27 protein-coding genes are annotated in these 23,138 nt (G+C 64.0%); 6 read left to right on the forward strand and 21 right to left on the reverse strand.

Going from position 1 to position 23,138, the window contains the following annotated elements; all coding sequences use genetic code 11:
* From H8B02_RS21370 to H8B02_RS21435, 14 genes are all read right to left on the reverse strand, one after another.
* Window positions 1–878: pyridoxal-phosphate dependent enzyme (locus tag H8B02_RS21370; RefSeq protein ID WP_229168036.1), on the reverse strand; the 878-nt coding region annotated here is incomplete at its 3' end.
* Between the two features lie 66 nt (window positions 879–944).
* Window positions 945–1,094 (reverse strand): hypothetical protein, encoded by a 150-nt coding sequence (locus H8B02_RS21375; RefSeq protein ID WP_229168037.1) that lies wholly within the window; start codon window positions 1,092–1,094, stop codon window positions 945–947.
* An 89-nt stretch (window positions 1,095–1,183) separates the two neighbouring features.
* A complete protein-coding gene (locus H8B02_RS21380) occupies window positions 1,184–1,339 on the reverse strand; it encodes a response regulator (RefSeq protein WP_229168038.1) in 156 nt (51 codons plus the stop codon).
* A 54-nt stretch (window positions 1,340–1,393) separates the two neighbouring features.
* A complete protein-coding gene (locus tag H8B02_RS21385) occupies window positions 1,394–1,804 on the reverse strand; it encodes an aminoacyl-tRNA deacylase (RefSeq protein WP_229168040.1) in 411 nt (136 codons plus the stop codon).
* 123 nt (window positions 1,805–1,927) lie between these two features.
* Window positions 1,928–3,454 carry a magnesium-protoporphyrin IX monomethyl ester anaerobic oxidative cyclase gene (bchE, locus tag H8B02_RS21390; RefSeq protein WP_229168047.1) on the reverse strand — a complete coding sequence of 509 codons (1,527 nt, stop codon included), beginning with the start codon at window positions 3,452–3,454 and terminating at the stop codon, window positions 1,928–1,930.
* Between the two features lie 114 nt (window positions 3,455–3,568).
* Window positions 3,569–4,309 (reverse strand): di-trans,poly-cis-decaprenylcistransferase, encoded by a 741-nt coding sequence (locus tag H8B02_RS21395; RefSeq protein WP_092120498.1) that lies wholly within the window; start codon window positions 4,307–4,309, stop codon window positions 3,569–3,571.
* A 29-nt stretch (window positions 4,310–4,338) separates the two neighbouring features.
* A complete protein-coding gene (locus tag H8B02_RS21400) occupies window positions 4,339–4,719 on the reverse strand; it encodes a transcriptional regulator (RefSeq protein ID WP_229168048.1) in 381 nt (126 codons plus the stop codon).
* Window positions 4,706–5,323, reverse strand: a complete 618-nt coding sequence (locus tag H8B02_RS21405; RefSeq protein ID WP_212312275.1) for a hypothetical protein — start codon at window positions 5,321–5,323, stop codon at window positions 4,706–4,708. The genes H8B02_RS21400 and H8B02_RS21405 overlap by 14 nt, the downstream gene beginning before the upstream one ends.
* A gap of 128 nt (window positions 5,324–5,451) precedes the next feature.
* On the reverse strand, window positions 5,452–5,811 hold the full coding sequence (locus H8B02_RS21410; protein ID WP_229168050.1) for a DUF1428 domain-containing protein: 360 nt from the start codon (window positions 5,809–5,811) through the stop codon (window positions 5,452–5,454).
* Between the two features lie 85 nt (window positions 5,812–5,896).
* On the reverse strand, window positions 5,897–6,634 hold the full coding sequence (locus H8B02_RS21415; protein WP_229168052.1) for a DUF899 domain-containing protein: 738 nt from the start codon (window positions 6,632–6,634) through the stop codon (window positions 5,897–5,899).
* Between the two features lie 18 nt (window positions 6,635–6,652).
* A complete protein-coding gene (locus H8B02_RS21420; RefSeq protein WP_229168053.1) occupies window positions 6,653–7,000 on the reverse strand; it encodes an SRPBCC family protein in 348 nt (115 codons plus the stop codon).
* Complete coding sequence (locus H8B02_RS21425; protein WP_229168055.1) at window positions 7,000–7,455, reverse strand: ArsR/SmtB family transcription factor; 456 nt, start codon at window positions 7,453–7,455, stop codon at window positions 7,000–7,002. Before H8B02_RS21425 ends, H8B02_RS21420 begins: the two co-directional genes overlap by 1 nt.
* Window positions 7,456–7,588: 133 nt before the next feature.
* Entirely contained in the window at window positions 7,589–7,876 is a 288-nt protein-coding gene (locus tag H8B02_RS21430) for a DUF3551 domain-containing protein (protein ID WP_229168057.1), read from the reverse strand.
* A 169-nt stretch (window positions 7,877–8,045) separates the two neighbouring features.
* Window positions 8,046–9,017, reverse strand: coding sequence for a Bug family tripartite tricarboxylate transporter substrate binding protein (locus H8B02_RS21435; RefSeq protein WP_097671232.1), 972 nt, complete (start codon window positions 9,015–9,017; stop codon window positions 8,046–8,048).
* A gap of 199 nt (window positions 9,018–9,216) precedes the next feature.
* Here H8B02_RS21435 and H8B02_RS21440 point away from each other — a divergent pair, with 199 nt between their 5' ends.
* Window positions 9,217–9,636 (forward strand): VOC family protein, encoded by a 420-nt coding sequence (locus H8B02_RS21440; protein WP_229168059.1) that lies wholly within the window; start codon window positions 9,217–9,219, stop codon window positions 9,634–9,636.
* 210 nt (window positions 9,637–9,846) lie between these two features.
* Window positions 9,847–11,427 (forward strand): AMP-binding protein, encoded by a 1,581-nt coding sequence (locus tag H8B02_RS21445; RefSeq protein WP_229168061.1) that lies wholly within the window; start codon window positions 9,847–9,849, stop codon window positions 11,425–11,427.
* A 96-nt stretch (window positions 11,428–11,523) separates the two neighbouring features.
* On the opposite strand, the gene H8B02_RS21450 is transcribed toward H8B02_RS21445, so the two are convergent.
* The 4 genes from H8B02_RS21450 to H8B02_RS21465 all read right to left on the reverse strand — a co-directional run bounded on the left by H8B02_RS21450 (window position 11,524) and on the right by H8B02_RS21465 (window position 17,121).
* Window positions 11,524–12,813, reverse strand: a complete 1,290-nt coding sequence (locus H8B02_RS21450; RefSeq protein ID WP_229168062.1) for a cytochrome P450 — start codon at window positions 12,811–12,813, stop codon at window positions 11,524–11,526.
* Between the two features lie 142 nt (window positions 12,814–12,955).
* Window positions 12,956–14,053, reverse strand: coding sequence for an HD domain-containing protein (locus H8B02_RS21455; RefSeq protein WP_229168064.1), 1,098 nt, complete (start codon window positions 14,051–14,053; stop codon window positions 12,956–12,958).
* Between the two features lie 294 nt (window positions 14,054–14,347).
* The gene (locus H8B02_RS21460) at window positions 14,348–16,633 is read right to left on the reverse strand and encodes a xanthine dehydrogenase family protein molybdopterin-binding subunit (RefSeq protein ID WP_092120534.1); all 2,286 of its coding nucleotides are present in this window, start codon (window positions 16,631–16,633) and stop codon (window positions 14,348–14,350) included.
* Window positions 16,630–17,121: a (2Fe-2S)-binding protein gene (locus tag H8B02_RS21465; RefSeq protein WP_050425001.1), complete on the reverse strand. Its 492-nt coding sequence runs from the start codon at window positions 17,119–17,121 to the stop codon at window positions 16,630–16,632. The genes H8B02_RS21460 and H8B02_RS21465 overlap by 4 nt, the downstream gene beginning before the upstream one ends.
* Window positions 17,122–17,408: 287 nt before the next feature.
* Here H8B02_RS21465 and H8B02_RS21470 point away from each other — a divergent pair, with 287 nt between their 5' ends.
* From H8B02_RS21470 to H8B02_RS21480, 3 genes are read left to right on the forward strand one after another with little or no spacing between them, the layout of a single operon-like run.
* Window positions 17,409–18,197, forward strand: a complete 789-nt coding sequence (locus H8B02_RS21470) for an alpha/beta fold hydrolase (RefSeq protein WP_229168066.1) — start codon at window positions 17,409–17,411, stop codon at window positions 18,195–18,197.
* Complete coding sequence (locus H8B02_RS21475) at window positions 18,194–18,535, forward strand: hypothetical protein (RefSeq protein WP_229168068.1); 342 nt, start codon at window positions 18,194–18,196, stop codon at window positions 18,533–18,535. Before H8B02_RS21470 ends, H8B02_RS21475 begins: the two co-directional genes overlap by 4 nt.
* A gap of 50 nt (window positions 18,536–18,585) precedes the next feature.
* Window positions 18,586–19,260 (forward strand): dienelactone hydrolase family protein, encoded by a 675-nt coding sequence (locus H8B02_RS21480; RefSeq protein WP_229168069.1) that lies wholly within the window; start codon window positions 18,586–18,588, stop codon window positions 19,258–19,260.
* Window positions 19,261–19,397: 137 nt separating this feature from the next.
* Here H8B02_RS21480 and H8B02_RS21485 read toward each other — a convergent pair whose 3' ends face one another.
* The 3 genes from H8B02_RS21485 to H8B02_RS21495 all read right to left on the reverse strand — a co-directional run bounded on the left by H8B02_RS21485 (window position 19,398) and on the right by H8B02_RS21495 (window position 21,384).
* Window positions 19,398–20,147 (reverse strand): polysaccharide biosynthesis/export family protein, encoded by a 750-nt coding sequence (locus tag H8B02_RS21485; RefSeq protein WP_229168070.1) that lies wholly within the window; start codon window positions 20,145–20,147, stop codon window positions 19,398–19,400.
* 122 nt (window positions 20,148–20,269) lie between these two features.
* The gene (gene msrA / locus H8B02_RS21490; RefSeq protein ID WP_229168072.1) at window positions 20,270–20,926 is read right to left on the reverse strand and encodes a peptide-methionine (S)-S-oxide reductase MsrA; all 657 of its coding nucleotides are present in this window, start codon (window positions 20,924–20,926) and stop codon (window positions 20,270–20,272) included.
* A 140-nt stretch (window positions 20,927–21,066) separates the two neighbouring features.
* Complete coding sequence (locus H8B02_RS21495; protein ID WP_092120555.1) at window positions 21,067–21,384, reverse strand: hypothetical protein; 318 nt, start codon at window positions 21,382–21,384, stop codon at window positions 21,067–21,069.
* Between the two features lie 358 nt (window positions 21,385–21,742).
* Here H8B02_RS21495 and rpsT point away from each other — a divergent pair, with 358 nt between their 5' ends.
* Window positions 21,743–22,009: a 30S ribosomal protein S20 gene (gene rpsT, locus H8B02_RS21500; RefSeq protein WP_173639982.1), complete on the forward strand. Its 267-nt coding sequence runs from the start codon at window positions 21,743–21,745 to the stop codon at window positions 22,007–22,009.
* Window positions 22,010–23,138 lie beyond the last annotated feature (1,129 nt).

Raw genomic sequence — 23,138 nt, forward strand, 5'->3', positions numbered from 1 at the left:
GAGGCCGGCGCGCCGGCGCCCTCGACCACCGTCTTCTCGATCGAGATCAGGGTCGCGACCGCGCGCTCGATCTGATCCTCGCTGACCACGACGATGTCGTCGACGAGATCGCGGACGATCCTGGTGGTGATCTGCCCGGGCGCCTTGACCGCGATGCCCTCGGCAAGCGTATCGCCGCGCATCGGCAGCTGCTCGCCTTTGACGGCATTGTACATCGACGGATAGAGCTGGGCCTGCACTCCGACGATTTGCACCGACGGCTTCAGCGCCTTGGCAGCCGTGGCGATGCCCGAGATCAGCCCGCCGCCGCCGATCGGCACCACCAGGATATCGAGCTCCGGCACCGCCGCGAGCATTTCGAGCCCGATCGTGCCCTGTCCGGCAATGATCAGCGGATCGTCATAGGGATGGATCAGGATCAGGCGGCGCTCGGCAGCATGCGCGCTGACGAACGCGAAGCATTCCTCCAGCGTCTGCCCGGTGATGATGACCTCGGCGCCGTGCCGCCTGGTGTTCTCGATCTTCACCATCGGAGTGCCAATTGGCATCACGATGGTGGCGGGGATGCCGAGCCGCTTGGCGTGATAGGCGACGCCCTGGGCGTGATTGCCGGCCGACATCGCGATCACCCCGCGCTTGCGCTCTTCGGGGGACAGCGCCTGCAGCCGGTTCAGCGCACCGCGCTCCTTGAAGGTCGAGGTGAACTGCAGATTCTCGAATTTGAGGAACAGGCGGCAGCCGCAGATCTCGCCCAGCGTGCGGCTCTCGTTGCACGCCGTGACCATGACCGAATCCCGGATCACGTCGGCGGCACGGCGCACGTCAGCAAGCGTGACGTCAGCAGGAGTTACGGCGGTAGTATCGGAAGGATGCGGCATCGGGTTTCGCTTTGGACCGTTTCGTCAGACGGAACCTAGCGTGTTTCGACGCCGAAAACGACCGCGCTATCGCTCGGTCAATGCCTCTTCCTCCGGCTTGGCCGGCCCGGCCAGCTCGATCTCATCGCATTTGGGGCAAACCAGCGCGGTCCGGAAATGCTTGTCGAGCACAATGGTGCGCGTCCTGCCGCACTGGCAGCGCATCGGCTTGTCCATGGAAGATCGACCCGGGTTCGAGATACAAGGAAAGCGTGCGCTTAGCTATCCCGGTCCGGTTAACCCAATATGACGTGCCGCCGGAAAAATCAGAAGAAGCCCGCGCTGAGATCGAGGCCATAGCTCGCCCTGAGCACCGCGACGAACAACGCCGCAAAGCCGAACAGCAGGACATGCCGGGCGATGCTGCTCCGAAGCGAATTGGCCGGAAACACGCGTGCGATCGATTGAGCCAAAGCAGTCATTTGCGACCTCCAGAGCCACGTCCCGAAGTTAGGTCGCGCGCAGGGCTATGAGGTTCAACGCGGCTCGCGGAACGGCCGGCGGCGCACCGATGCACTCGGCTCCGGGTTACGCTGTGGCCGTGCCCTGTTCCAGAAGCGGTGGCCGACCACGATCAGCTTGCCTTCTTCGCGGATCGCGGCCTCGGCCAATGGCTCAGGCGGCAGATTGTCTTGGGTGACGGCCTCCAGCGCGCGCAGGAACTCACGACCGACCGCTGTGATCTCCCAGCCTTCGACGTCACGCAGCACGTAACCATTGCTAAAGATGTCGAGTTCGGGAACCCGCGACGCCAGGCGCTTGATCCGCGCATGCCAATCGTCGCCGCTCGACGCGAGAATAGCGAGGTCATGCTTGAGTGAATCGAGCGTAGCTCTGCCGCTGACGTGACTGGCCAATATTTTTAAGATCGCAACCTGTATGCTCAACTCGACGCCTCGACCGCCACGGTTCTTTTTGTTCTGCGCAGCCGATCTGGAAATTATCGCGCTGATGACTCAGGCGTCCAGTCATCAGCGCCAGTTATCCAGAGACGGCATGGCGGTATCGATTTACGCTGCGCGTGATGTGCCGACGCGGCGCTCGGGCCGCTGCGATGACATCGATTCCTCCTCCATATCCTGCGGCGCGCCCCAAAATTCCCGCACGGTCGGCCCGTGCTTCAACCTGCGGGCGCGCAGGAAGCCGAGAATTTCGTGCGGCCAGACCCGGCGCCCCATCTGCGTGTACCAGCGCATCGCATGACGAAGTCCGGCGTCGCGATGCAGCAGCACGCGGAGCAAGGCTTTCGGGCGGCATTGCAGCACCATCTCGGTGAACTTGAACCAGAGCAGCACGCGCCACGGCGGCATGTGCCGTGTCGCGAGCACCTGATGCTTGTAGTCCCAGAGCCGGCGATCGGTCTGGATGACGTGCCGTTCTGCCGCGAGACGGAAATACGGCGTCCAGCGATGCGGCGTGACGTAGAGCATCTGAATCTGATCGGGATCATAGGACAACAGCTGCCGCAGGCCGCGCCAATGATCGCGATCGGTCTCCTCCTCGAAGCCGACCACCCAGGTCGCCATCGACAGGATGCCGTGTTGCCGCATCAGGCGGATGGCTTCGCGATCGACCGTGGTGGTCGCGCCCTTGCGGATCAGCTCCAGCGTCTTCTCGTCGGTGTTCTCCATGCCGAGCAGGAAGCGCTGCCAGCCCGCCTTCTTGTAGAGATGCAGGATGTCGGCATCGCGGACGATGTCGTCGGCGCGGGTCGATCCGACCAGGATCAAATCGACATTCTCCGCGATCAGGGCCTCGAGGAAGGTCCGCCAGGCCTTCTTCGAGACGGTCGGATTCTCGTCGGCGAAATTGATCACCTTGACGCCGTGCTCGCGGCGGAGCCGTGCCAATTCCCTGGCAAAACGCACGGGATCGCGGTGTCGCCATCGCGTCCAGAAGCCGCGCTGGCCGCAATAATTGCAGAGATGCGGACAGCCACGCGAGAACTGCACCACGACGGCGCGCAGCCCGTCCCAGTAGCTGTAGCGCGCGTGATCGATCAACTCCCAGCCGACGCGATAGGCATCGAGATCACGGATGACTGGCGCGGGCCGGGTGGCACGCGGCCCATCATCGTCGCGGAATGCGATGCCGTCGACGCTGCCGAGATCGCCGCCATATTCCAGCGCCCGCATCAGGCGGCGCGCAGTCTCCTCGCCCTCGCCGCGCACGATCGCGGTGACGTAAGGCTCCTCGCGCAGAATCTCGCGCCAGTGATAGGTCGGGAACACACCTCCATAGACGATCAGCGTCCCGGGCACAGCCCTGACGACCGCCTGCGCCACCTCGGCGATGACGGGATGGCCCGCGGTCGAGCCGGAATGGCCGAACAACACCGCATCCGGCGAAAACCGCGATGCCTCCGCCAGGATGGCAGTCAGCGGCATTGGCCCGAACTCGGCATCGAGAAGCCGGACTTCATGTCCGTCATCGATCAGGGGACCGCCGATCGACAGCAGGCCGAGCGGCGGCAAATGGTCGCCGGGAATCCGGCTGCCGATCGCCGGATGCGGCACGTTGACGAGAAGTATGCGCATGGATGATCGCTCCCGCTTTGGTTGGCGTGATCGTTCGTCCCCGCATCTTGTGGAAGAGAGCCCAACCCCCCGGGCCGGGCTTTGAGAAGAGAGCAGTTGGCGCGGCTTGACGCGCTAGAGGTTCGGCACCTCCGCCGGTACGATCGCGGTCAGCCCGCCGAAACGGCGTTCGCGGCGATGGAACGAAGAAAGCGCGTCAGCGAGATCGTCGGCATCGAATTCGGGCCACATCCGCTCGGTGAAATGCAGCTCGGCATAGGCGCCTTCCCAGAGCAGGAAGTCCGACAGCCGCTTCTCGCCCGAGGTGCGGATGATCAGGTCGACGTCGCGCAGGCCGGCCTCGCCGGTGATGAGATCGGCAAAGGCCTCGCGGCTCAGCGGGCCTGCGCCGGCGACGCGCGCCGCAGCGTTCAGGATGGCGTCGCGCGCCGAATAGTCGATCGCGATGCGCAGATGCAGCGTGGTGCCGTCGGCGGTCTCGGCCTCGGCGCGCGTGATCGCGGCGGCGATGCCGTCGGGCAACCGGTCGCGGCGGCCGATCACGGTGAGGCGAACGCCGTTGCGCACGAGTGCTGCGATCTCGTTGGCGAGATAGAACCGCAACAGCCCCATCAGCGCCGTGACTTCGGCCTTCGGGCGGCGCCAGTTGTCGCTCGAGAACGCGTAGAGCGTCAGCGTGCCGACGCCCTGGTCCGGCGCGGCCTCGACGATGCGGCGGATCGCCTCGACGCCCGCCTCATGTCCGCGCAGGCGCGACAGGCCGCGCCGTGTCGCCCAGCGGCCGTTGCCGTCCATGATGATGCCGACGTGGAGCCGTCCGGCTACCTCCGGCTTGAGCGCGACGTTACTTTGCATCACAAAGTCTCCGGACAAAAATGGGATGATCAAATCGGCTGGATACCAAGGCGGCGAGACCTGCCTTCGTCTTTGCCGGCGGCGCTGGCCGCGTCGCGCACCAGCTGCTCGAGCACGGCGAGATAATCGAGGAAGCGACGGCGGCCGCTCTTGGTCAAACGGCAGGTGGTGTGCGGGCGATTGCCTTCATAGCCCTTGATGACGTCGACGAGGCCGGCCTCCTGCAGCACCTGCAGATGCCGGCTGAGATTGCCGTCGGTCAGGCCGCAGAGTTGCTTGAGATCAGCGAAGGCGAGCCCCTTCGGATGCGCCATCAGCGAGGTCAACAGGCCGAGCCGCGCCTTCTCGTGGATGACGCGGTCGAGGCCATCATAGGCGAATGGCGCGGTGGTCACGTCAGTCTTCGACATCATTGCCTCCGGAAGCGAAATACAACAGTGCTGCGAGCAGCAACTGGCCGATCGCGAATGGCAGGCCCATGGTCCAGGGCGACAATGCGTGGCTCTGGCTTGCGATCAGCAGCACCGTGAAGCCTGACAGGAAATACCACGCGCCGCCGAGCGCGATCGTGCGCGGCAGCAGGCGGACCGAGGCGAACACGCCGAGGCTGACCAGCACCTGCCACAGGCCGGGGAGCATCCACAGCGTCTCGGGCGCGAATTTCCATTGCAGGATCGCGAGCAGCACGCCGGCGATCACAGCGGGAACGAACTGCTCGATCGCCTGCTGAATCATCGCGTCCGCCAGGCCCGAATGATGCCGCCGCGAGCGCGCCTGCATCTCGATCCAGATCAAGACCGCAGAGAGCAACGCGGCTGCGGCCCAGCCCGCGAGGAACAAGATCGGATGATGAGTCGGATCATCGAGCCAGAGATATTGCGCAAGCGCCGTGACCAGCGCGATGCCGCTGGTGGCGGCGACCGTCGCAGGACCGTAGCCGCGGAACGCGGTTCCGGCCGCAATCTGGCTGCGGATCGCGAGAATATCGGCCAACGCCTTGTCGAGGTCGCGCATGTTTTGCCCGCACTTTGTAATGCAAAGTATACGGGATTGCCAAGTAAACGCAAGCGGCATCGCGCGGCGTGCCGAGCATGATGTTTAACGGCCGGTTACTGCGCGGATTGCGGCGAAAGCGTGCCGCCTTAGACCTTCACCAGACTCGCAAAGCCGCCATAGATCATCCGCTTGACGTCGAACGGCGCCGTCTTCGGATCCATCGACGACGCCAGGCGGGGATCGGCCATCACCTTGGCGTTGATCCTGTCGCGCTGGGCGCGCGACTTGTAGGTGATCCACGCAAACACGACGGTTTCGCCGGCCTTCAGTTTCACGCTCTGCGGAAACGAGGTCAGCTTGCCCGGCTTGACGTCGTCGGCAACCCATTCGTGATAGTCCAGCGCACCGTGCTCGCGCCAGACCTTGCCGGCCGTCTTGGAGAGCTGGGCGTAGGCTTTGAGTTTCTTCTTCGGCACGGCGACGACGAAACCATCAACGTAAGGCATGGGCGTTTCCTGCTGTCTGGTTCCCCGTCATTGCGAGGAGCCAACGGGGCGCGCGCTCGCGCGACCTGTTGGCTCGCAATGACGATCAGGAGTGACAGCAGGATGCCTGAACCGGCGCCGGTTGGTATTGGTCACGTAGCCGCACCCAATCCATCGGATAGGGCAGGCCCTCCTCGTGGCGGCCGAGCGGCGTCAGGTCGAGATAGTGATAGGCCGCATTCATCATGTCGAGGCCGCGCGCGAAGGTCGAGTAAGTGTGGAACACGCTCCCCTTCTCGTCGCGGAAGAACACGCTGATGCCAGGCAGTTCGGGACCATAGAGCGGGGTCGTTCCATAATTGTATTTCGCGTCCCCGGCATCGATCTGCCCTTGCGTGAACGACACACCGTAATCGTAATTGAAGTCATTGGCGCCCGAGGAGACCCAGTCGAAGGTCCAGCCCATCCGCTGCTTGAAGGCCTCGAGCTTGGCCAGCGGCGCCCGCGAGACCGCGACCATCGTGGTGTCGCGCGCGGCCAGATGCGGAACCATGCGCTCGAAGCCGTCGACCCAGAACGAGCAGCTCTTGCAGGCTGCGTCCCACTCCGGCGCGAACATCACGTGCTGCACCACAAGCTGCGGCCTGCCCTTGAAGAGATCGCCGAGCGTCACCTTGCCGTCAGGTCCGTCGAACACATAGTCCTGGTCGACTTTCACCCACGGCAGTTCGCGGCGCTGCTGGCTCAGCGCTTCGCGGGCCTGGGTGAGCTCCTTCTCGCCGGCCATCAGCGCCTTGCGGGCTGCGATCCATTCTTCGCGTGAAACGATCTTGTGCTGTTGCATGAGATACTCCATTGCGGTTCAGGCGTCGACATATTGCGCGAGATTGCCGAGGAATTCGGTCCAGCCGCGCTGGTGGTTGTCGCGCGCGGTCTCGTCGACGAACTGCGCGTGATGGAAGGTGAGCAACGTGCCGCTGGCGTCGGGCTTGATCGACACGGTCACTTCGGACTCGCGTTCCGGCGTCGAATGCCAGGCCCAGCTGAACACCAGTCTCTCGTTCGGCACCACCTCGCGATAGACGCCGCCGACCTCGTGATATTCGCCGTTGGTGCCGGTGAACTTGATCCGGTAGCGGCCGCCGACACGGACATCGAGCTCGGCCTGCGTCGTGCCGGGCTTGACCTGGCCCGGGCCGAACCACTGCACTAGGTTTTCCGGCTCGGTCCACGCGGCGTAGACTTTTTCCGGCCGGGCGCGGAGGCGGCGCGTGAGGGTGAGGCTTGGACGCGCGGCGAGGCCGGCGTCGGCTGCGACTGCGGATTTGATTGCCATGGGTCTTCCTCCACAAAAGCGGCAAGGCGGTCGAGATTGTCGGACCAGAATTGCGCATAGCGATTGAGCCAGTTCATCGCCTGCTCCATTGGCCTCGCGGTGAGCCGGCACGCCACCGTGCGGCCGGTCTTTTCGCGCGCGACCAGGCCGGCATCCGTGAGCACGTCGAGATGCTTCATGATCGCCGGCAACGACATCGCGAATGGCTGCGCCAGCTCGCTCACCGACAGGCTTTCCTGCTCGACGAGCCGCGCCAGAAGCGCGCGGCGGGTGGGGTCGGAAAGCGCAGCAAAGGTGCGGTCCAGCGTCTCGTCCTTATACTTAACCATGTGGTTTAGTATAGACGCAAACGGCGCGACGTCAAGCGCCCGGCTTCACGATCACGTCAATGCCGGGGCGCCACGACGCCGGATGGTTGGGACGATCGCAGGCGGAGAGCAGAAGCGCCCTCCGAGCCGGCGGCTACTGCCGGTGGCGCCGATGCCGGTGACGGTGCGGCCGAGGCTGCTCCGGCTCGAGCTGCTCGCGAAACAGGACGCGCGGATTTTCTCCGCAAGCAAGAAAGCGTCCGGACACGCTCGCAAGGCACTGATCGTAGGTCCGATAGGCGCATTCGCCGGGATAGCCGAGGCTCGGGCCCTGTGCGCACCACGGGTAGTCATAGGGATCGGCGGACGCGCGATCGATGCTGGCCGCACCGGCAACCGTTATCGTTCCCAACACCAGCACTGCCAATCGTGATGCGCGCATAATCCCACCCGTTCCGGTTCTCAAGAGGCCGCGGTCAAGCAAGCGCGGCATAACCGGTATGGTTCCTGAAGGCCACTTTATTCCGCATCAGGATTGGTCAACTTTTGCAGCCGGGCGCAGGACAAGTCCGCGCTCGCGGCCGGACTCGTCCCGCCCGTTCAGTGTGAGACTACTCGACCTTGAGGCCGGCGAACTCGACCACCTTCTTCCACTTGTCGGTCTCGGCCTTGATGTCGTTGCCGAAGGCGTCCGGCGTCTGGATCAGCGAGTCGCCGCCGAGCTCGACCAGGCGCTTCCTCATGTCGGGCTCGGCGAGCACGGCGTTGATCTCGGTGTTGAGTTTGGCGATCAGCTCCTTCGGCGTGTTCTTCGGCGCACCCATGCCGAACAGCGCGCTTGCTTCATAGCCCTTCACGGTTTCGGCGATCGCCGGCACGTCCGGCAATTGCGAGGAGCGCTCCGTCGTGGTCACGCCGAGCGCGCGCAGCGAACCGGAGCGAATGTGCTGGATGATCGAAGGCATGTTGTCGAAGATCACCTGCACCTGGCCACCGAGCATGTCGGTGATCGCAGGCGCGGCGCCGCGATACGGCACGTGCTGCATCTTGCAGCCGGTCATCGACATGAACATCTCGCCGGAGAGGTGCACCGAGGTGCCGTTGCCGGAAGAGGCCATGTTCACCTTGCCGGGATTGGCCTTCACATACTCGATGAACTCGGCGACGTTCTTCGCCGGCACGTCCTTGTTGACGGTCATCACGTTCGGCACGCGGTTGAAGGAAGCCACCGGCGCAACATCGCGCACGAAATTGAACTTCAGATTGGCGTACAGCGAGGCGTTGATGTAGTTCGCCGGATTGACCAGCAGCACGGTGTAACCGTCCGGCTCGGCATTGATCGCAGCTTCGGTGCCGATATTGTTGCCGGCGCCCGGCTTGTTCTCGATCACGAACTGCTGGCCGAGCTTCTCCGACAGCCGCTGTCCGATCAGGCGCGCGATGATGTCGGTGGCGCCGCCCGGCGGATAGCCCACGATCCAGCGCACCGGTCGCGCCGGATAGTCGGCAGCCGAAGCGCGACCGATCGCGAATGTCGAAATTCCCGACCCGATCAGGCCCAGCGCGGCGCGGCGTGAAATCATGAAGTCTCTCCCAATCCCGCAGGGTTTGACCCCTGCCCGTTTCTGTTGCGTTGCGTGTGGCGCGGTTTTAACAAACAATGTCTGAAGCGGCCAGTGCGACACGTGCGCCACCGACCGCGACGAAAGGCTAAGCCTCGGCTCTGCATCAGACCGAAGCGTTGAATTCTTGTTTAAGACTCTGGACCGAAGAGGATCGATCATGTCCGTCAAGGTGAATGGGCTCGACCATCTCGTGATCAACGTCACCGATGTGGTGCGCTCGGTTGCCTGGTACAGCAGGATCCTCGGCATGGAGGTGAAGGTGTTCGACCCCGGCAAGGGCAAGACACCGCGCACCTCGCTGGTGTTCGGCAACCAGAAGATCAATGTGCGGCCGCGCGACGCCGACAAGGTGGAATGGTTCACCGCCGATCATGAAGCGGCCGGCAGCGACGATCTCTGCTTCCTCACCTCGAGCACGCCCGAGGCGGTGGTCGCGCATCTGAAGGCCCATGGCGTCAAGATCGAGGAAGGCCCGGTGGCCAGGCAGGGCGCGCGCGGCACGCTGCGCTCGGTCTATTGCCGCGACCCCGACGGCAGCCTGATCGAGATCTCGTCGTATGAGAGGGACGCAAGCTAGCCATCGTTCGTCATTACCAGCGAACCGTTCGCGCGAATGCGCGCCCGACGACAGGCAGCGCGAATAGATCCATCCGTTCCGTGCGGCGGAACGGAATCGCGTCGGCGCAAAATGACTTTGCAAATCCCGATTTGCTCTCGGCGCACGCCGATGGCAGAACTGGTCCCAACCAAGATCAATGGCGGCCGGCAAGGCTGCGCGGGAGGACATATGACGACTTCACAGCCAGTGCCGGGCATCGTCGGACCTTTTGCGGGGCTCGACGTGCCATGGCTGCTCAGGATGCGCGCCGAGGTGCGCCGCGATCATCCGTTCCTGATCTGGGCGCCGTTCGATGCGCCGGCGCGGCGCTGGAGCTACGGCGAATTCCATGAGCGCGTCGGCGCGCTCGCGGCGGGCCTCGCCAGGCGCGGCATCAGGCAGGGCGACTATGTCCTGATCCATCTCGACAACTGCGTCGAGGCGATCATGTCGTGGTTCGCCTGCGTCGAGCTTGGCGCCATTGCCGTCACCACCAATACCCGCTCGGCTGCGGCCGAGATCGACTATTTTGCCGGCCATTGCGGCGCGGTCGCCGCGATCACCCAGCCGGCCTATGCCGAGCTGCTGTCAGCCAACTGCAAGGGGCTGCGCTGGATCGCGGTGACCTCGCATGATGCGGGCCAGGCGCCAGCACAGGCGCCCGCGCGCGGCGACAGCTTTGACGCGCTGTTCGCCGACAGCGCCGACCGGCCGAAGCGGCCGATCGATCCGCTCGCACCGTGCAGCGTGCAATACACCTCGGGGACCACGTCGCGGCCGAAGGCGGTGCTATGGACGCATGCCAACGCGCTGTGGGGCGCCAAGATCAACGCCGCGCATCAGGACCTGCACGCGACCGACGTGCACCAGACCTATCTGCCGCTGTTCCACACCAACGCGCTGGCCTATTCGATGCTGGCAAGCTTGTGGGTGGGCGCGACCTGCGTGATCCAGCCGCGCTTCTCGGCGAGCCGGTTCTGGCCGGTGGCCCTCGAGCACGGCTCGACCTGGACCTCGACAATCCCGTTCTGCATGAAGGCGCTGCTGGAGCACGAGGTTCCGAAGAACCACAAGTTCCGCCTCTGGGGCACGGCCGTGAACGAGCCTCCGGCATTCGCCGTGTTCGGCATCAAGATCATCGGCTGGTGGGGCATGACCGAGACCATCACCCACGGCATCATCGGCGAGGTTGATCAGCCGAACCCGCCGATGTCGATCGGCCGCGCTGCGCCGGAGTATGAAATCCGCATCACCAACGATGATGGTACGCCGACCGGCGTCGGTGAGACCGGCAATCTCCTGATCAAGGGCATCCCCGGCCTGTCGCTGTTCGTCGAATATCTGCACAACGAGAAGGCGACGCGCGAGAGCTTCGACGAGCACGGCTATTTCATCACCGGCGACCGCGTCACGATGCTGGAGCGCGGCTATGTCAGGTTCGGCGATCGCTCCAAGGACATGCTCAAGGTCGGCGGCGAGAATGTCGCGGCCTCCGAGATCGAGCAGGTGATCGCGGTGGTGCCGGGCGTGCGCGAGGCCGCCGTGGTGGCGAAGAAGCATCCGATGCTGGACGAGGTGCCGGTCGTCTTCATCATCCCGCAAGCCGGCGTCGCGGCGCTGCCCGCTGACCTGCACGACAAGGTCATGACCGCCTGCCGCTCCGCGCTCGCCGACTTCAAGGTGCCGCGGGAAATCCGCTTCGTCGACGAGATGCCGCGCTCGACGCTGGAGAAGGTTGCGAAGGCGGAGCTGCGGAAGATGCTGGAGTAGCTGGAATATGTCGTTCCGGGGCGGCGCGAAGCACCGAACCCGGAACCTCGAGATTCCGGGTTCGATGCTCACGCATCGCCCCGGAATGACGTTCCGTCAATTCACCTCGAACCGGATCGGCAGCTTCTTCGGGCCGCTGACAAAATAGGCCTGCGTCATCTTCACCTCGCCGTCGAGCGACAGCGATTTCAGGTGCGGCAGCAGCTCCTCGAACAGGATGCGCATCTCGAGCTTGGCCAGATACTGACCGAGGCAGAGATGCGCGCCATAGCCGAACGCGACATGACGATTGGGCTTGCGGTCGCTGCGGAAGCGATCGGGATCCTCGAACACCTCCTCGTCGCGGTTGCCGGAGGCGTAGCACAGCATCAGCCAGTCGCCTTTCGCGATCTTGCGGCCGCCGAGCTCGGTATCCGCGGTGGCCGAGCGCATGAAATGCTTGACCGGCGTCATCCAGCGGATCGCCTCGTCGACCAGGCCCGGGATCAATTCCGGATTGGCCTTCACCTTGGCGAATTCCGCCGGGTCCCTCGCCAGCGCCCAGATCGCGCCCGCGGTCGAGGATGAGGTGGTGTCGTGGCCCGCGGTCGCGACGATCATGTAATAGCTGGTCTGATCGTGCTCGGGCATGTAGTCGCCGCCGATCTTCGCATTGGCGATCACGGTGGCGAGATCGTCGCGCGGGTTCTGTCGACGTTCCTCGGTGATCTTGCGGAAGTAGGCGGAGAAGTCGGCGACGATCGCCTGCAACATCGCCGAGACCTGTTCCGCGCTCAGGGCCTCGCGGACGCGCGCGGTGTCGGGATCCTGCGGGCCGAACAACTCCTGCGTCAGCTTGAGCATGCGCGGCTCGTCCGCCTCGGGCACGCCGAGGATCTCCATGATGACGTGCAGCGGATAGCCGAGCGCGACGTCCTCGACGAAATCGCAGACACCGCCGCGGTCGAGCATGCGCTGCACCGTGGCACGCGCGATCTCGCGAACGCGGCCCTCGAACTTGCCGAGATTGGCCGGCATGAACCAGCCCTGCGTCAGCGCGCGGTACTTCGGATGGTCGGGCGCATCCATCTGCACCAGCGAGCGCACCAGATTGGGCCCGCCGGTGATCTTGCGCACCCGCTCCTCGAGCGCCTGCGTCGTCAGCGTGGTCGGGCGGTCGGCATTGTGGAACAGCTCGTTCTGCCGGCTGATCGCCTGGATATGGGCGTGCTTGGTCACCACCCAGAATGGATCGAAGCGGTCAGGCCGCGCGATGCCGAGCGGGTTGTTGGCGCGCAGCCAGCGATAGCTGTCGTGGATGCGGTCGTCGGCATAGGCGACGGGATCGACGAGGGTTTCCGCGATGTTGGCGGGGATATCGAGATCCCCGGTCGTTGTCGTGTCCATGATCGTCCTCACCTGCCGAAGCACCGGTCGCGCCGATGATCGCCGAAATCTAGGCGGAGGTAAGGAGGACGACTTGCGTTGATTGGCTAAACGCCGCGCCGCACACGCTATTGCGCGGCGTGGCGGAGCAATGACGGCGGGCTCAATAATGCCCGAACGCCACCGGGCGGAACGCCTGCAGCAATTGCTGGTCGAGCTTGCCGCCCATCTCCTCCATCATGGAGAACGCCTTGGCGTGGGTGAACTGCAGCCGGTAGGCGCGTTTCTCGACCAAAGCGGCATAGACATCGACGATCGTGGTGACGCGGACGATGTCGCTGATCTGGTTGCCGCTCAGCCCGTTCGGATAGCCGGTGCCGTCGAGGAATTCGTGATGATGCAGGATCACGTCGAGCATTTCCGGCGGGAAGCCGCCCTGCGCCGACAGCGCCTCGTAGCCGCGACGCGGATGTTCGCGCATCTCGGCCATTTCCTCGACCGTGAATGCGCCGGGCTTGTCGAGCAGCGCGACCGGAACAAACGCTTTGCCGACATCGTGCAGCAGCGCGGCACGGGCGAGCCGGCGCTGGTCGTCGTCGCGCATGCCGAGATGCTGCGCGAACGCGACTGCAAAGCCGGTCACGAACAGACAGTGGCGATAGGTCTCCTGGTGATGGCAGCCGACGGTGGTCAGCCATTCACGCAGCGAGTTGTGCTTGATCGCCTTGAGAATCTTGTTTTCGGCGGCAACGATGTCCTCGAACCTGAGCGGCTCCCCGGCGCGCATCCGCTCGAACATCTTGACCATGACGCCATGCGCGGCTTCGACGCCGCGATTGAGCGCCTTGCCGCGGTCGGTTTCGTCATAGCCGCTGTTGTCGGGAAACGCGGCGCGGATGCGCTGCAGGATGCCGCGCGCATCGAACGGCCGCGAGATCGTGTCGGTGGCGCCGAGCGCCCAGGCCTGCATCGAGGCGTGATGCAACGCATCCGCCAGCACGAACAGCCGCGGCATCTCGCGATAGGCGTCGGTCTGCAGCTTGGCGCGGACCAGTTGCACGGCTTCGGGCGAGCGCAGATTGATATCGACCACGATGCCGGAGAGATCGCGGGCCGGCTGCTCGGGAATATCCGAGGTCGGAACGGTATCGACCTCGCCCACAGAGCGCAGGATGCTGGCGAGTTCGTTGCTCTGATCGCTTCGATCTGACGCCAGCAGCAGGCGGCGCTTCGAAGTCTGGTTATTGGCTAAGGCAGTCATGACATCCCCGTCGCGGTAACGACCGACAGCGGACGCTACCTGACGATGCGTTCCCTCCGGCTTAATGGGGATGCTGAATGGCGGTTAAGCGCAATGGATACAATTTGAGGAATCGCGGAATCCGCCAGCAGAATCAGGCCCACCGCAAATGCAGGCGGGCGGCTGCAGCGCCGGCGAATCATGAATTTTTGCAGCTCAAGGGCGTCGACGCCGCCACCATCCGGCGGACGCCCGGAGCAAAGAAAAACGCCGGAGAGCGGTCAAGCTCTCCGGCGTCTTCATTGGTTCAGGCCGTTACGCCTTCATCGCAGCCTTGACGGCCTCCGCGGTGATCGGCAGGCCGCGGACGCGGGCACCGACCGCGTTGAAGACGGCATTGCCGATCGCCGGCGCCACCACCGTCACCGCGGGCTCGCCGACGCCGGTCGCCTTCTCGCCATTGGCGATGACGTTGACCGCGACTTCCGGCAGTTGGCTCATCCGAAGCGGCGTGTAGGTGTCGAAATTGGTCTGCTCGATGCCGCCGTCCTTCAACGTCGCCTTCTCGAACAGCGCCAGTGACATGCCCCACAGCGCCGCGCCCTCGACCTGGGCCCGGATGCCGTCGGGATTCACCTGCGTACCAACGTCGGTCGCAACCGTCAGCTTCTTCACCGTCACCTCGCCCGAGGGCGCGACTGCGACGTGGGCGACGCAGGCGGTCCAACTCGCCGTGGCGCGCTCCTGCGACGACACGCAGGCAACGCCCATGCCTTCGCCCTTGGGCAGCTTCTTCGTGCCGTAGCCGGCGAGACCCATCGCCGCGAGCAAGGTGTTACGGAGACGCTGCGCGCCGCCGTCGTTCTTGCCCTTGCCGTCGAGCAGCTCGACGCGAAGCAGGGCCGGATCCTTGCCGGTCGCATGCGCGATCTCGTCGACCATGCTTTCGACCGCCCAGAACGTCCAGCCCGGCGCCACCGAACGGAGCTGACCCGACGGGGTGGCGTTGTGCGCCATCTCGTTCTTGATCGCCCGCACATAGTGGTTGGGGACGGTGTAGAAGAAGTCCGAACCGTTCACCGTGAAAGCATCAAGCGGTCCCTTCTTGTCGACCGAGGGCGACAGGAAATCGGGGATGCCCCAACGCTGGGTCGGCCAGGCGGAGACGACATCGTGGCTCAATGCGACGAGCTTGCCGTCGCCGTCCACGCCAGCCTTTACTTTTTGGTAGGTCAGCGGACGCGAGAAATCCATCGTCATGTCGTTCTCGCGCGTGTAGATGACCTTGACCGGCTTGCCGACGGCCTTGGCCGCCTGCACCGCGGGCACCATCATGTCGGCGTCGAGACGCCGGCCGAAGCCGCCGCCCAGCCACATCTGATGCATCACCACGAACTTCGGATCGATCCCGGCCGCGCCGGCTGCGATCGCGCCGGAGCGCGTCGCGAACTGGTTGCCGGAATAGATATGCAGGATGTCGCCCTTGAACTCCGCAGTGGCGTTCATCGGCTCCATCGGCGCGTGGATATTGATGTTGGTGGTGTATTCCGCCTCCAACACCTTGGCCGCCGTGCCGAAGGCTGCGTTCGGATCGCCGTCCTTAACGAAGAACTCGCCGGAATCGCTCAATCCTTGAAGCCGCTTGGCCTCGGCGAACAGCGATTCGCTCGACAGTTTGGCGTTCGGGCCACCATCATAGCTCACCTTCAGCGCCTCGGCCGCCTTCTTCGCCTGCGCATAGGTGTTGGCGACCGCGACGACCCAGCCGGTCGTGGTTGTGGTCTTGTCGTCCAGGGTGACGGCCTTGATGAAACCCGGCACCTTCTTGGCCGCGCTATCGTCCACCGACTTCACGGTGGCGCCGTAGCGAACCGGCGGGGTGACCAGCGCGCCATAGACCATGCCCGGCAGCATCACGTCGATGCCGTACTTGGCCGTGCCGTTGACCTTCAACGGAATGTCGAGCTGCGGCACCGAGACGCCGATCATGGTGTACTGGTCGGCAGACTTCAGCTTGATCGCCTTCAGATCATCCGCCGTGAAGGTCTTGGTCGCCTTACCGCTCTTCACCACCTCGGCAAACGACATCGACTTCTTCGACTTCGGATGGCTGATCGTCGACGCGCGCACCACCAGCTCGCTGGCCGGCACGCCCATCGAGGCCGCCGCCGCCTCGGTCAATGCGATGCGGCCGGCGGCGCCGGCGCGGCTCATGGCGTCGAAGTTCATCATCGTCGACCAGCTGCCGCCGGTGATCTGCGCGCCCAGCACGGGATCGTTGAACTTCGGATCGTTGGAGGCGAGCTGGACCCGCATGTCCTTCCAGTTCGCGCCGAGCTCTTCGGCCACGATTTGCGCCATCGTCGAGGCGACGTGCTGGCCCATGTCGGCCTTGCCGCAGGTCACGGTGACGAGACCATCGGGCGCGATCGAATACCAGACGCTCGGCTCGAAGTTGGCGGGCGCGGTAGCCGCGAGCGCCTCATCGATGCCGGACGCGGCGTAGCCGAGCACGAGGCCGGTTGCAGCGGTGCCGACCAGGAAGGAACGGCGGCTGAGATCGGTCGTCTCAGGAGCGAGGTTTTTCACGTGCTTGTTCATGTGGCCCTCCGCTCGGATCCGGTGGCCGATGCGGTGCGCATGTCGGACGCAGCGCGCATGATCGCCTTCTGGATTCGTGAATAGGTCATGCAGCGGCAGAGATTGCCGTCCATATGCGCGACCACTTCTTCCTTCGTGGGATTGGTATTCTTCGACAGCAGCGCGGCTGCCTGCATGATCTGGCCGGACTGGCAGTAGCCGCATTGCGGCACCTGCTCGGCGACCCAGGCCTTCTGCAAGGGATGTTCGCCCTTGGCGGAGAGGCCTTCGATGGTGGTGATCTTCTTGCCGACGGCGTCGGCGAGCGAGGTCTGGCAGGACCGCACCGCTTCGCCGTTGAGGTGAACCGTGCAGGCGCCACAGAGACCGGCGCCGCAACCGAATTTGGTGCCCGTCATCTGCAATTGCTCGCGGATGACCCAAAGCAGCGGCGTGTCATTGGCCGCCTCGACGGACATATTCCGTCCGTTGATATTGAGATTTGGCATCTCTCTCCCCTTCCGGTGTAGGAAGCCGCTTACGGCGGCAACTCACTGTTGGGTCATGGCCGGCGCCCACCGGGTAAGCGACAGTTGCCGAAACAATGATCCGGTTCCCGGCTGGAGGCAATCCAATTTGGAATTGCTCGAAAGGAATAAATTTCGGAAACTATCCGTTGTGCGATGCGGCAACGGCATGAAGCTTTTGAAATGCCAGTATTGATGCCGTATCGATCACTCCTACCAAGGTCGGTAGCGCTGCCGGACCTGACATCGACAACAGAAGGAGCCCGTCAATGGCCAAGCTCAACCGCAGCGGCGTCGATATCTATTACGAGATTCACGGCAGCGGCCCGCCCCTGATCCTCACCCACGGCTATTCGTCGACGTCTGCGATGTGGCACGGCCAGATCGAGACGCTGTCGAAGCGGCACAGGCTGATCCTGTGGGACATGCGCGGGCATGGCCAGTCCGACTATCCCGACAATCCGGATGCCTATAGTGAAGCGGCGACGGTCGGCGACATCGCCGCCCTGCTCGATGTTGCCGGCGCCGACAAGGCGATCGTCGGCGGCCTGTCGCTCGGCGGCTACATGTCGCTCGCCTTTCATCGCGCCCATCCGGAGCGGGTGCGCGCACTATTGATCATCGACACCGGCCCGGGATTCAAGAAGGACGACGCCCGCGAGGTCTGGAACACGCGCGCCCGCGACACCGGCGACCGCTTCGATCGTGAGGGGCTCGAGGTGCTGAAGTCCTTGAGCGCCGAGCGCGCGTCGGTCACCCATCGCAACGCCAGGGGCCTGGCGCTCGCCGCGCGCGGCATGCTGGCGCAACGCGATGCGCGGGTGATCGAGTCATTGCCCGGGATCAAGGTGCCGTCGCTGGTCGTGGTCGGGGCCGACGACACGCCGTTCCTGGCGGCGTCCGACTACATGGCGGCGAAGATCCCGGGTGCGCAGAAAGCGGTGATTCCGAACGCCGGACATGCCGTCAACATCGACCAGCCGCAGGCCTTCATCGCCGCCGTGCTACCGTTCCTCGATAACCTCGAGGCCAACGCGCCGGGAAAGGCCGCCTCATGAAGACGATTGTCGTCGCCTTGTTGCTGACGGCGGCCGCGACAGGAGCGAACGCCCAGAAGCTGCGGCCGTTCGCCGACCCGGCCACGCCAACCTTCACCGCGACGTTGTCGAACAGCACACCGCTGGTGTTCGGCATGGGCGTCGCGGACGCGCAGCGCGCGCTGGGCACCCCCTTCACCCATGTCAGCGGACGGCCCGGCAATGAGATCCTCCTGACCTTCCGCGACCTCGGCGGCAGCGGGCTGTTTCCGCACCATGATCGTCTCTATCTGCAATTCCGCAAAGGCCGGCTCGCCGGCTGGAAGGCCGACTGGGGCGAGAACTGGATGTGGCGCTAAACCTTATCATCGAAAGCTTCATGCAACCCCCAACATGACAAGGATGGACCATGGGACAAGACATCAAGCTGAAGGCTTCGGATGGATTTGAACTCGGCGCCTATCGCGCCGATCCCGCTGGCGCGCCGAAGGGCGCGATCGTGGTGATCCAGGAGATCTTTGGCGTCAACCACCACATCCGCTCGGTTTGCGACCGGCTGGCGAAGGAAGGCTATGTCGCGGTTGCGCCGTCGATCTTCGACCGCATCACGCCGAACTTCCAGAGCGGCTATTCCCCCGATGAGGTGGCCGAAGCGCGCAAGTTCGTCGCCAATCCGGACTTTGCCGCGATGCTGCGCGACAGCCAGGCAGCGATCGACGCGGTGAAGTCGGCCGGGCCCGTCGGCATCATCGGCTTCTGCCTCGGTGGCAGCATCGCCTATGCGGCCGCGACGAAGCTGACCGGGCTCTCGGCGGCGATCGGCTATTACGGCGGCGCCGTCATCCGCTTCGCCGACGACAAGCCGACCGTACCGACACAACTACATTTCGGCGAGAAGGATGCCGGCATTCCCTTGAGCGATGTCGAGACCATCAAGTCGAAGCGGCCCGAGGTCGAGGTCTTCATCTATCCGGGCGCGCAGCACGGCTTCCATTGCGACGAGCGCGCAAGCTACGACAAGGCGAGCGCCGACATCGCCTGGCCGCGCAGCATGGAATTTTTTGGAAAGCATTTGAAGAAGTAGCGCGTACCTCTACCACACCGTCATTCCGGGGCGCACGAAGCGCGGGCCTCAGATGCGCGATTGCGCATCGGGGAATCTCGAGATTCCGGGTTCGATGCTGCGCATCGCCCCGGAATGACGAAGGACGTTGTCCTTCGTCAAAACCAGCGCTCGCCGACGAACACCGTATCGCCCGGGCTCATCGGCGTGCCCAGCGGCACCACGAAGCGGCCGGAGCCGGACGCATCCGTATGGGTCAGCGTCACGCTGTCGCGCTTGGCGCGCGGCGAGAAGCCGCCGGCGATCGCGACCGCGCTTTCGACGGTCATGTTCGGCACGTAGGGATACTGGCCGGGAGCCTGGACCTCGCCGAGGATGAAGAACGGCCGGTAGGACTCGATCTCGACCGCCACCGAAGGATCGCGGATGAAGCCGTTGCGCAGCCGTGCCGAGATTTCACCGGCGAGCCCGGCCGGCGTGCGGCCACGCGCCGGCACCGAGCCGATCAGCGGCATGGTGATCGAGCCGGCGGCGTCGATGGCGTAGGAGTTGGTCAGGCCTTCCTGGCCGTAGACCACGACGCGGAGCTTGTCGCCCGGGCCGAGATGATAGGAGTTGTCGTAACCGGCGGGCCCACCCGGTGCGGCGGCATAAACCACCGGGGCGGCACCCGGCGCGGCATAGCCATAACCAGGAGAAGCACTGGCAAAGGCGGAACGCAGTGCGCTGATCGCACCCCCGCCGCCTCCGTCACCAACCGGGGCGGATGCGTAAGCCGGTCCATAGGTGACGGCATCGACACCTTGCGGCCCGACAGCAACCGGACCCGACGTGCTCATGCAGCCAGACAGCGCGAGCGCAGCCACAACGGCAGTGATCGGCAATCGTAACGCGCGTGCAACCGGCACCGGACCTATCCCTCAACGGCGAGACAAGCGCAGTCTTGCACCACTTATGGTTAATAAAGGGTTTTCGAGAACCGAGTGGGGGGACGGAAAGCCCCCCCTCGATTTAGCGCATGACAGAGCGATCAGGCAGTGACGCCGACGCCGATCGGGCAGGACACGCCGGTGCCGCCAAGCCCGCAATAGCCCGCCGGATTCTTGGCGAGGTATTGCTGATGGTAGTCCTCGGCGAAGTAGAACTCGCCGGCCGGTGCCACTTCCGTCGTGATCGCGCCGAGGCCCTTGGCAGCGAGCGCCTTCTGATACATCGCCTGCGACGCATCGGCGGCTTTGTGCTGCGCGTCGCTGAACGTGTAGATCGCAGAACGATACTGCGTGCCGATGTCGTTGCCCTGACGCATGCCCTGCGTCGGGTTGTGGTTCTCCCAGAACATCTTCAGCAGCTTCTCGTAGGAGATCTTCTTCGGGTCGAACACGACCAGCACGACTTCGGTGTGGCCGGTGCGTCCCGAGCACACCTCTTCATAGGTCGGATTCGGCGTGTGGCCGCCGGCATAGCCGACCGCCGTGGTGTAGATTCCGTCGCCGAGTTCCCAGAACTTCCGTTCCGCGCCCCAGAAGCAGCCGAGGCCGAACACGGCCTGCTCAAGGCCTTGCGGATAAGGCGGCGTCAATTTGCTGCCATTGACGAAATGCGTGGTCGCGGTCGGGATGGGCGTCGCGCGGCCAGGCAGCGCCTCGGCGGCGCTTGGCAACGCGGTGGTCTTGCGCATGAACAACATGGATACCTCCGGGCGGGACATCGGCCGACGCGGCAACGGCCTGCGGGCCGGCTGTCACCTATATATGTCCTTACGCGGATGATGGCAGCCCCGTTACTGACGGCAGCGGCCAAGAGAAGCTCAAGCGGGCTGCAGCCAGCTCAGTCGCGCGCGTAGCCGATCAACGGCTTGCGCGGCCGGAACAGGATCATCAGCAGGATGCCGGCAATACCGAGCACCGCGAACACCGGCTGCTCCAGAAGGACGCGGATCACGCCGTTCCAGAGCCAGGGCGCGAAGCGATCCACCCAGGCATGGAACGCCTGCTGGCTCGACTGATGGATATCGTTCCAGAACTGGCCGAATTGGGTGAACCGCAGGCTCTGGTCGGCGACGTAGCGGGCCCCGTCATAGACCATGAAGATGAAACTGCCGGCCAGCAGCAAAAGGCCGATCAGGCGGAAAAAGCCGCGGATCATGCGTCACCTAACTCCCTGTCGCGCCCCACGCGTCGACAGGCCTTACCGGGCGCCCCCCGGAAATTCAACCTCTTCAGCGGCTTATCCGGCCCTCGCGAGGCCGATTTCAGGCCCTTTTTCGTTCCCGAAAGCGTTGACGGTTAAGCCTGCGCCATCTATAAGACCGGCCGATGGCGGCGGGCGCAATCCTGCCGCCGCTGTTCTTTGGACAGTGCCGCATGCGGAGGCAGCATTATGCGCCTTGGCATGGCCGCCTCAAGGACACCTTGGACAAATACATCAGAGTTGCGATTTGAACCGGCCGGTGCGCGCAAGCCCGACCACCGAGCGATCACCGCCGAAGGACAGTTAGAGAACCATGGCCAACACCACCTCCGCCAAGAAGGCGACCCGCAAGATTGCCCGCCGCACCATCGTCAACAAGTCGCGCCGCACGCAGATGCGTGGCGCGGTGCGCACCGTCGAGGAAGCAATCAAGAGCGGCGACCGCGAGGCGGCACTCAAGGCGATGAGCCACGCCGAGCCCGAACTGATGAAGGCAGCGCAGCGCAACATCATTCACAAGAACCACGCGAGCCGTAAGGTGTCGCGCCTCACGCAGAGCATCGCCAAGCTCGCCAAGTGAGCTTGCGGAGTACAGCTCGCCGCGTGAGCTGACCGAAGAACACATTTGTCACGAAGCCCGGCTCGCGCCGGGCTTTTTGTTTTGGTCTCGCATTTTGTCGTGGAAGTTTCATAGCGCGAGAAGAGTCGGCGTTGCCGCGCAACGAACTGCGTGTCATGTTTCGTCGCGTCCGTAGTTCTACCGGCTCAATAAGCTTAACGCGCCGCACTCGCGCACAGATTGTTCTGCGCTAAGCTAGATAGATGGAATAGCGCGCGGATATCTCGCGTTGAAAGTTGCGCAGCGGGGTTACCCTGCAAAAGTAATCGCGAAAAATGACGTCTCGCGAATTACTTATGCACATAGCGCTGAACAGCGATTGGAAAAATGACCGGCGCGAGACCAAATGTAAATTTTCTATGAAAAATTTTTGGTATTGCACCGTCGTTTGTGACACGCGTGAATCTGTGCGCTGATTCAAAACCTTGCTTTCGCAACTCAGCGTCGGCAACACCGCAACAGTCGCCAAGAGTCTCGACCCCCGTCGAATCCACGGATTGTCAGAAAATGCGCTTGGTGTATTTATTTCTTGTTCGCGACGCCCACGGCTCTCCAGATCAGCGCGGTTTGAGACCCAAGGGCGGACGTGCAAATCGGCGGCGGTGTGCGCGTTAGCGACGCTTTCCAAGCGAAGCTAGATTGACGGCTCATAGCGATATGAGGACGGTCGGCCTGTGTCAAAATATCTCCCGCGATGTCCCCGGCAATTTGGGGGATCGAACAAGAGAGACCAGGACGTCAGTCGGAATCTGGCAACGGGAACGCGGCGCAAGCGAACGGAATGACGACGACACGCGGCGGCGAAGCGCCGGGCATTTCGGTGTTCGGTAGCGGCAGTTCGATTTTGAAGACACCAGCAAGCTGACAACTTGCCGCGATACGTCGCGGTGGGAGGGGGAGGACTTATGCCTTACGGTATCATCACTGCAGTCGAACCAACGACAGCCCAAGTGCAGATTTCCTGTGGTGCCGTAATCAACCCCTCGGACGCTGGCTCTTACCCGCAGAGGCCGTCGAGTACGCGCTGACCTCGCGGGACGCATCTTCTCCAAACAGCTGACCTGTCGCGTGGCGCATGGCCGCCACACGG

Origin of the sequence: Bradyrhizobium altum (genome assembly GCF_020889705.1) — a bacterium.
Lineage (GTDB): Bacteria > Pseudomonadota > Alphaproteobacteria > Rhizobiales > Xanthobacteraceae > Bradyrhizobium > Bradyrhizobium altum.

Excerpts from the sequence above, each read along its gene's own strand:
- H8B02_RS21375 (WP_229168037.1), bottom strand. The coding sequence starts at position 1,094 with ATGGACAAGCCGATGCGCTGCCAGTGCGGCAGGACGCGCACCATTGTG.
- H8B02_RS21380 (WP_229168038.1), bottom strand. The coding sequence starts at position 1,339 with ATGACTGCTTTGGCTCAATCGATCGCACGCGTGTTTCCGGCCAATTCG.
- bchE (WP_229168047.1), bottom strand. The coding sequence starts at position 3,454 with ATGCGCATACTTCTCGTCAACGTGCCGCATCCGGCGATCGGCAGCCGG.
- H8B02_RS21395 (WP_092120498.1), bottom strand. The coding sequence starts at position 4,309 with ATGCAAAGTAACGTCGCGCTCAAGCCGGAGGTAGCCGGACGGCTCCAC.
- H8B02_RS21400 (WP_229168048.1), bottom strand. The coding sequence starts at position 4,719 with ATGTCGAAGACTGACGTGACCACCGCGCCATTCGCCTATGATGGCCTC.
- H8B02_RS21405 (WP_212312275.1), bottom strand. The coding sequence starts at position 5,323 with ATGCGCGACCTCGACAAGGCGTTGGCCGATATTCTCGCGATCCGCAGC.
- H8B02_RS21410 (WP_229168050.1), bottom strand. The coding sequence starts at position 5,811 with ATGCCTTACGTTGATGGTTTCGTCGTCGCCGTGCCGAAGAAGAAACTC.
- H8B02_RS21415 (WP_229168052.1), bottom strand. The coding sequence starts at position 6,634 with ATGCAACAGCACAAGATCGTTTCACGCGAAGAATGGATCGCAGCCCGC.
- H8B02_RS21425 (WP_229168055.1), bottom strand. The coding sequence starts at position 7,455 with ATGGTTAAGTATAAGGACGAGACGCTGGACCGCACCTTTGCTGCGCTT.
- H8B02_RS21430 (WP_229168057.1), bottom strand. The coding sequence starts at position 7,876 with ATGCGCGCATCACGATTGGCAGTGCTGGTGTTGGGAACGATAACGGTT.
- H8B02_RS21435 (WP_097671232.1), bottom strand. The coding sequence starts at position 9,017 with ATGATTTCACGCCGCGCCGCGCTGGGCCTGATCGGGTCGGGAATTTCG.
- H8B02_RS21440 (WP_229168059.1), top strand. The coding sequence starts at position 9,217 with ATGTCCGTCAAGGTGAATGGGCTCGACCATCTCGTGATCAACGTCACC.
- H8B02_RS21445 (WP_229168061.1), top strand. The coding sequence starts at position 9,847 with ATGACGACTTCACAGCCAGTGCCGGGCATCGTCGGACCTTTTGCGGGG.
- H8B02_RS21450 (WP_229168062.1), bottom strand. The coding sequence starts at position 12,813 with ATGGACACGACAACGACCGGGGATCTCGATATCCCCGCCAACATCGCG.
- H8B02_RS21455 (WP_229168064.1), bottom strand. The coding sequence starts at position 14,053 with ATGACTGCCTTAGCCAATAACCAGACTTCGAAGCGCCGCCTGCTGCTG.
- H8B02_RS21460 (WP_092120534.1), bottom strand. The coding sequence starts at position 16,633 with ATGAACAAGCACGTGAAAAACCTCGCTCCTGAGACGACCGATCTCAGC.
- H8B02_RS21465 (WP_050425001.1), bottom strand. The coding sequence starts at position 17,121 with ATGCCAAATCTCAATATCAACGGACGGAATATGTCCGTCGAGGCGGCC.
- H8B02_RS21470 (WP_229168066.1), top strand. The coding sequence starts at position 17,409 with ATGGCCAAGCTCAACCGCAGCGGCGTCGATATCTATTACGAGATTCAC.
- H8B02_RS21475 (WP_229168068.1), top strand. The coding sequence starts at position 18,194 with ATGAAGACGATTGTCGTCGCCTTGTTGCTGACGGCGGCCGCGACAGGA.
- H8B02_RS21480 (WP_229168069.1), top strand. The coding sequence starts at position 18,586 with ATGGGACAAGACATCAAGCTGAAGGCTTCGGATGGATTTGAACTCGGC.
- msrA (WP_229168072.1), bottom strand. The coding sequence starts at position 20,926 with ATGTTGTTCATGCGCAAGACCACCGCGTTGCCAAGCGCCGCCGAGGCG.
- H8B02_RS21495 (WP_092120555.1), bottom strand. The coding sequence starts at position 21,384 with ATGATCCGCGGCTTTTTCCGCCTGATCGGCCTTTTGCTGCTGGCCGGC.
- rpsT (WP_173639982.1), top strand. The coding sequence starts at position 21,743 with ATGGCCAACACCACCTCCGCCAAGAAGGCGACCCGCAAGATTGCCCGC.